Below are 6,635 nucleotides of genomic sequence, written 5' to 3'. Positions count from 1 at the left end.
CTTGCTCCTGAGTCAGCATCGGCGGCAAAAGCCGCCATCGTCTCCCAGGTGGGTCAATTTTATGTCGGCGACAGGGTCAGTTTTACATCGGCGCTAACACCTACTTTCTTTGCAGCAGCAAAGAAAGTAGGTGCCGCCCCGCACAGGGGCAACGCTAATAAACCAACACGATCACGGGATCCGGCAAACGACCAACCCCTACCGCAAGATCGCATCACGTAAAGTCACGGTCCCAAACCCCCGATCCGCCGCCGCCCGCAGTACCGTATCGAGCGCACCCAACACGACAGGCACGCCACACACATCCCTCGCAGCGTGCCCATCATGAACAAGCAAGATATCGCCCGCAGCGAACCCATCGAGCAAACGCCGCGCAACGAGCGCCGCATCGCCCGTGCGCGTGTCGAAGCCGCGCCGCGTCCAACTCGCGAGATGAAGCCCCAGACCGCACAGCACCGGTTCGAGAAACGGATTGCGCAATCCCGCCGGCGCGCGAAAGAACAGCGGCCGCACGCCCGCGATGTCACCGAGCGTCGTTTGCGCCGCGTCGATTTCACGCCGCATCGCACCCGGCCCCATCAGCGAAAAGTTGTGCCGATGCCGCTGGCTGTGATTCTCCACCGCATGCCCCCGCGCGACGATCGCCTCGACGATGCGCGGATGTTCCCGCGCGCGCTCCCCGATGCAGAAAAACGTCGCCCGTGCGCGATGCGCGTCGAGCAGATCGAGCACGCGCGGGGTGACGTCGGGATCGGGGCCGTCGTCGATCGTGATCGCGATGGACGCGCCCGCCGCTTCCGGCAGCGTCGTCCAGTTGTGGCCGAGCAGCGCGCTGCGCGGCCAGAGTCCCGCCGCCGCCAGCGCGCAGTGCGACGCGATCACGCCGCCCGCCGCCCACGGCCACGTCGCGGGCGATACGGCGAGCGCCGCGAGCGCGCCCGCGTGCACGACCGCCGCGCCGCCGATCAAAGGCGTCGGGGTCCATCGACGCGGCTGGCCGGGCGCGTTCATCGCGAAAATCCGGAACGCGGCGCGAGGATCGCCGAGAACAGCAGCGCGAGAATCGCGCCGGGGCCGATCGTCAGCCCGAAGGTCTTGAGCATCGGCACGCTGGAAAGCGCGAGCAGCCCGAAACCGAGCACGGTCGCGAGATTCGCGATCACGAGCGACACGAGCGTTTGCGGGGATATCGCGTTGTCTTCGGCGTGCGCGCGATAGTTGAAAAAGAGCGCGTAGTTCGAGCCGACCGCGACGATCAGCAACATGCCGATCAGATGCAGAATCGTCAGCGACTTGCCCGCGAGCGCGAGCCCCGCGATCACGACGATCACCGCCGCGACGAGCGGCGCGAGCGTGCGCGCCGCGCGCACCGGTGAGCGCAGCGCAAGCACGAGCAGCACGACGATCGCGGCGAATCCGCCGAGCGACAGGCGAATGTCCTCGTGCACGTAGTTCTGATAGAGACGGTCGGCTTCGGCTTTCATATCGACGAACAGCGCGTCCGGCACCTGCGACGCCGTCACCGCCGCGCGAATCTTCTGCGCCTCCACATCCGAGCCTTCGGCCGCGCGCAACGGCAGCATCGCCGTCCAGTGGCCGTCGCGTTGCGTGAGGAGCGAATCGACGGCAAGCGCCATCGACGTGCCCTGCAGATCGGCGCGACGCAGCAACGGCTGCGTGCGGGCCGCGTCGGCATCGGCGATGAACGGCTCGAAGACTTCGGGCTTCACGTGGATCGTCTGATCGCGCAGCGCGACGGCGAGACGCGTGCGCAGTTCCCCGGCCGAAGGCAGGCTCGCGAGACGCGCACGTTGCGCGGCGTCGCTCGGCAGATAGCGCGCCGGACTTTCATAACCGGCGATCACGTGCGCATCGACGAGCGGCTGCAACCGACGCGCCACCGCTTCCGCCCGTTCGAGCGCCGCCTGCTCGTTCGCCGCCGACACCACGACGAGATAGCGCACATCCGGCGCACCGACGTCGGCGCGCAGACGTTCATCGAGATCCTGGCTCGCCTTTGGAACCGGACTCAGCGCGGCCAACTCCTGACTCCAGAGCCCGTGTCTGTGCATGAACAAGGTGGCGACTGCCGCCAACAACAACACAACGAGCGCCACGCGCAAACGCGACGCATGGCGGGCGACACGCGCGAGCCGATTGCCGAGGCGCGAGACGTCGCGGATCGCAAAGCCTTGCGGCAACGCGTGCGGCAACACGAAACGCGTGACGATGCCCGCCGTCGACAAACCGACGATCGAATACAGCCCGAGTTGCACGAGGCCCGGAAAGCCGGAGAAGAGCATCGAGGCGAAGCCGCAGATCGACGTCAGCACGCCGAGGCGGATCGTCGGCCAGAAACTCGCGACCCAGTCCTTCAGCGATTCGCGTCGCTGTACGCCCGCCGACTGCACGAAGAGATAGATCGAATAATCGACGGCCTCGCCGATCAGCGTCGTGCCGAAACCGAGCGTGAGTCCATGCACGGTGCCGAACGCGAGGCTCACGGCGGCGACGCCCGCCGCGACGCCGGACAGCACCGGCATCAGACCGAGCAGCAACGTAGGCACCGAGCGATACACCGCCAGCAGCAGCACGACGATCAGCACGATGCTCGCCGCCGACAGCCAGCGCACGTCGTGCATGATCGTGTCGCGTGTTTCCACGGCGAATACGCCCGGTCCCGTCATCAGCAGCCGATACGCCGATGCGCCCGGCGCGGCTTGCCCGAACGCATCGCGGATCGCGGCCATCGCGCTGGCTTGCGCATCGGTGTCGGAACCGGCGCTCGCGGTCTGCGCGAGCAGCACGGCGCGCTGGCCGTCGCGCGATGCCCATACGCCATCCTGCATCGAAGGCTGCGCGCCGCTGTCGAGTTGACTGATGAGCGCCGTGACTTCGCCGGTCGGATCGTGCGGCAGCAAGTCCTTCGTCATCATCCCAGCGGACGAGCTCAGCAGATCGAGGCTGTCGGCGAGCGCGTCTTTCAGGCCGGCGACGCTGAAGCGCTCGGGCGTCACGGCTGGACTCAATTGATAGCGATGCTCGAAAACGAAACGCTCGTCGCGCGCCGCGCCGACCGGCTCGCCGTTGCTGATCGCGGAGAAGCGCTTGTCCGCGCGCAGTTTCGCCGCGACCTTGCGGGAGACATCGGCGCGGCCGTTGACATCGCCGCCTTCGATGCCGACGAGTATCAGCCGCGAAACGAGGCCATCGCGCAATTGCTCGACGAGCACGCGTTGTTGTTCGCTGGGCGAGCGCGGCAGGAAAGCGGAGAGATCGGCGGAAAAGTTCGTACGCGCGATGATCGCGGCGCACACCGCGAGAAAGCACAGCCAGACAATGACCGCAGGCTGACGAAGGACAGCGCGCATACGGTGTTCAGTGCGCCGACGCGTCTTGCAGGCGCATGAGCGAGCGATCGCCGTCGGCCTGCTTGATCTCGACGCGCGCGAGCGCCGCGCCGCTGCCCGCGAGCGTGATCGAGCTGACTTTCTGCTTCATGCGCGAATCGATCGGCACGAGCGTCATCGTCCAGTCGTTGCCCTTTCCATCAACCGACACCTTGTACGCGTTCTCCAGCGCGAAACGGTTGCCCGCGAGCGTCGCGCGGATGCTCTCGATGAACGCGCCCAGTTCCGGATAGTTGCGCAGCGGAATCGTCACCTTGCGGCCGTTGCGATCGACGGTGAGCATGTCGCCATCGACGACGAGATTCTCAGGCTTCGGGCTGACCGTATGCTTTTCCAGATGATCGGGCGCGACGAACACGAGTTCGCCCGACGATTCGAGCGGCTCCTGCGCGATCTTCAGATAGCGCGTCTCGGTGAACTGCGCGCGCCCGGATTTTTTTGCGCCGAGCGTGTTCATCAGGCGATCGAGCGTCCAGGACGCATCGGCGGCAAAAGTCGGCGCCGACATGACGCACAGCACGGCGGCGGTCAGCATCGCGGAAAAAACTCGCATAAGCTCAGGAATCCCTCGTGACTTCGCGCAGACGTGCGCCGGCCGCGCGCGCTTGCGCCGGTTGCTGCGCGGCGTTCGCCTGCCAGAAGTCGAAATAGTTGAACCAGTTGTACGGCGCCGCGCGGCAGTATTTTTCGAGCAGCGCGACGTAGCGCGTGAGCGCGGCATCGACTGCGGCGGCGCGCTCGCCGCGCCCGATAATCGAAAAATCGGCGAGGGTTTCGAAGTGGATATCGTAGCGGTTGCCGCCGAGATACAGCCCCGTCATGAAGACGACCGGACGCCGCAACACCGCCGCCATATGCAGCGGTCCGAGCGGAAACGCGGCCGGCGCGCCGAGGAATTCGCGTTGCTTCAACGCGTCGCCCGCCTGACGCAGCGTGCGATCCGCGAGAATGCCGACGAGCGTGCCCGCATCGAGCCGTTCGCGCACCTTCAGCATCGCATCGACCTTGCCTAGCCCGATCACGTCGTGATGCGCGGCCGGATTCACGGCGGCGAGAATCGCGTTGATCTTGCGCGCGTTTTCTTCGTACATGGTGATCGCGATGCGGATATGCGGCTGCGTCCGCCCGATCGCGCGCACCACCTCGAAGCTGCCGAGATGCGCGCCCATCAGGAACGCGCCGTGTCCGCCGGCGAGCGCGGCCTCGACATCCTCGACGCCATGCGTGCGGATATCGAACAGATCGAAGCGTTCGTTGAGCAGGTATATGCGGTCGTGAATCGTCGACGCGAACGAGAACACATGGCGATAGCCATCGCGCCAGCCCGCATGGCGGCCGAGCGCGCGATTCAGATAAGCGCGCGATGCACGTCGCGCACGCGGCGCGAACACCACGAAATACGCGGTGATGATCCGCAGCAACACGCGCCCGATGCCCCGCCCGAAACGCAGCGATATCCACGTCATGAAGCGCAGCAACGCGAGGTTGCTGCGTTCCTGGCGCTCGGCCCAGTCGTCGCGGTTGCGCGGCTCGTTCACGATGCTTGCGTGCCGTTGTCGATCATGCCGACCGCGCCGCTCGCCACCGCGCGAACGCCCGCGCGAATCGTGAAGCGGATCGCGCCGCTCGCGGAGGTTTCGTACGTGATGTCGAGCGCTTCGCCGGGAGCGGCCGGGCTCAGGAATTTAGCGGATTCGATCCTGCATGCGCCGACGTTCTTTCCGAGCGCGGAACCGATCGCGTCGAGCGCGTGATCGAGCAGCACGACGCCCGGCACGATCGGGCGTCCGGGGAAATGTCCGGCGAGCGCGGGATGTTCCGGCGGCACGGTGAAGCTCAGCGCGGCGCGGCGGCTGCGTTCCTGTTCGATCAACTGAGTCAGCACTTCGCGCGGCAGCTTGCCGGTCGCGTTGCGCGGCAGCGAATCGACGAACAGCAGCGGACGCGGCATGAATGCGGCGTCGATGCGCTCGCGCAACGCGCGCTGCAAGTCCGCCGCCGCGAGCTCCGGCGCCACGACGAGCGCCATCAGACGGCGCACGGTTTCACTGTCGGCGGGGCTTTCGTCGGGCATGTAGAACACGCCGTCGATCACACCGGGTACCGCGTTCAACTGATGATTCAGATACGCGAGCGACGTGCGCTTGCCCGCGATATTGATGAGATCGGCCTTGCGCCCGTGCAGCAGAAAATGCGTGTCGTCGATGAGTTCGAGCGCGTCGCCCATCGGCACCGGCACTTCTACGTGGCCGCCGGATGCCCACATCGTTTGTTCGCCGGCATCGTCGGCGCGCGGCGTCAGGGCGATGTCCGGAAACAGTTCCCACGCGGCGGTGCGCGCGGTGCGGCGCGTCGCGATCTGGCCGGTTTCGGTGCTGCCGTAGATTTCCATCAGCGGCGCGTTTAGACGCGCTTCGGCATCGAGCGCGAGCTTTTCCGCGAGCGGCGCGGTCGCCGACAGCACCAGCGACGCGCGCGGCAACGCTTCCTCGTTCGCGAACAGCGCACGCAGATGAATCGGCGAGCTGACGAGCACGCGCGGCTCGGGCACGGCGGCGAGTTCCGCGCGGATATCGACGGGATAGAACGGCTGGCGGTTGCTGAACGCGAGGCCGCCGAGCAGCGCGAGCAGCACCGTCGATTCGAAGCCGTACATGTGCTGCGGCGGCACGGTGCCGATGAGCGTCGCGCTTGCCTCGCCGAGCAGGCCGAGACGCGCTGCCGCCGCGCGCACGTTCTTCACGAGAAAGCCCCACGTCTTGCGATGCGGCACCGGCACGCCCGTCGAACCCGACGTGAACACGTAAGCGACCACGCGCGCGCCGTCGATGTGCGGGACATGCGCCTCGCTCGTCACGCGAGAGGCGGCGGCTTGCGGATACCGGAAGCGCGGCAGGTCGATCGCGCAATCGTCGTTGTCGTGCAGGCAAAACGCGTCCGGCGCGAACGAGGCGAGGGCGCGCACCATTTCGGGCGTATGCGTCGAGGGCAACAGGCTCGTCTTGCCCGCGACGAGCGTCGCGCACAGGCTCACCGTGAAGCGATAGCGGTCCGTGCAGACGTTGAATACATGTCCGCCTTCGGGCAGCGCATCGGCGAGCGCCTGCACGTCGGCGAGAAACGCGCGCACCGTGACGGGCGCGCCGTCGCGCCAGGCGATCGTCTGATCCGGCGACGAATGGAAAACCAGCGGAAAGGTCTGCATGTGCGATGAATTCGACGACA

6 protein-coding genes are annotated in these 6,635 nt (G+C 66.6%); 1 reads left to right on the top strand and 5 read right to left on the bottom strand.

Features of this window, described 5'->3' with window-relative positions; translation table 11 throughout:
• Positions 1-222 (top strand): hypothetical protein (locus QCE73_RS20560; protein WP_309883330.1); only part of this gene is annotated, 222 nt, incomplete at its 5' end.
• Here the strand turns inward: QCE73_RS20560 and QCE73_RS20555 are convergent.
• From QCE73_RS20555 to QCE73_RS20535, 5 genes are all read right to left on the bottom strand, one after another.
• Positions 199-1,011, bottom strand: a complete 813-nt coding sequence (locus QCE73_RS20555; protein ID WP_309883329.1) for a polysaccharide deacetylase family protein — start codon at positions 1,009-1,011, stop codon at positions 199-201. The two genes, QCE73_RS20560 and QCE73_RS20555, sit on opposite strands and share 24 nt — an antisense overlap.
• Complete coding sequence (locus QCE73_RS20550; RefSeq protein ID WP_309883328.1) at positions 1,008-3,371, bottom strand: MMPL family transporter; 2,364 nt, start codon at positions 3,369-3,371, stop codon at positions 1,008-1,010. Before QCE73_RS20550 ends, QCE73_RS20555 begins: the two co-directional genes overlap by 4 nt.
• A 7-nt stretch (positions 3,372-3,378) precedes the next feature.
• A complete protein-coding gene (locus QCE73_RS20545) occupies positions 3,379-3,963 on the bottom strand; it encodes an outer membrane lipoprotein carrier protein LolA (protein WP_309883327.1) in 585 nt (194 codons plus the stop codon).
• A 4-nt stretch (positions 3,964-3,967) separates the two neighbouring features.
• On the bottom strand, positions 3,968-4,876 hold the full coding sequence (locus QCE73_RS20540; protein WP_309884175.1) for an acyl-CoA synthetase: 909 nt from the start codon (positions 4,874-4,876) through the stop codon (positions 3,968-3,970).
• Between the two features lie 68 nt (positions 4,877-4,944).
• Positions 4,945-6,615 carry an AMP-binding protein gene (locus tag QCE73_RS20535; RefSeq protein WP_309883326.1) on the bottom strand — a complete coding sequence of 557 codons (1,671 nt, stop codon included), beginning with the start codon at positions 6,613-6,615 and terminating at the stop codon, positions 4,945-4,947.
• Positions 6,616-6,635: the final 20 nt, after the last annotated feature.

It is taken from the genome of Caballeronia sp. LZ029 (assembly GCF_031451275.1).
Taxonomy (GTDB): domain Bacteria; phylum Pseudomonadota; class Gammaproteobacteria; order Burkholderiales; family Burkholderiaceae; genus Caballeronia; species Caballeronia jiangsuensis.
This window is presented reverse-complemented; position numbering and strand designations above follow the sequence as displayed.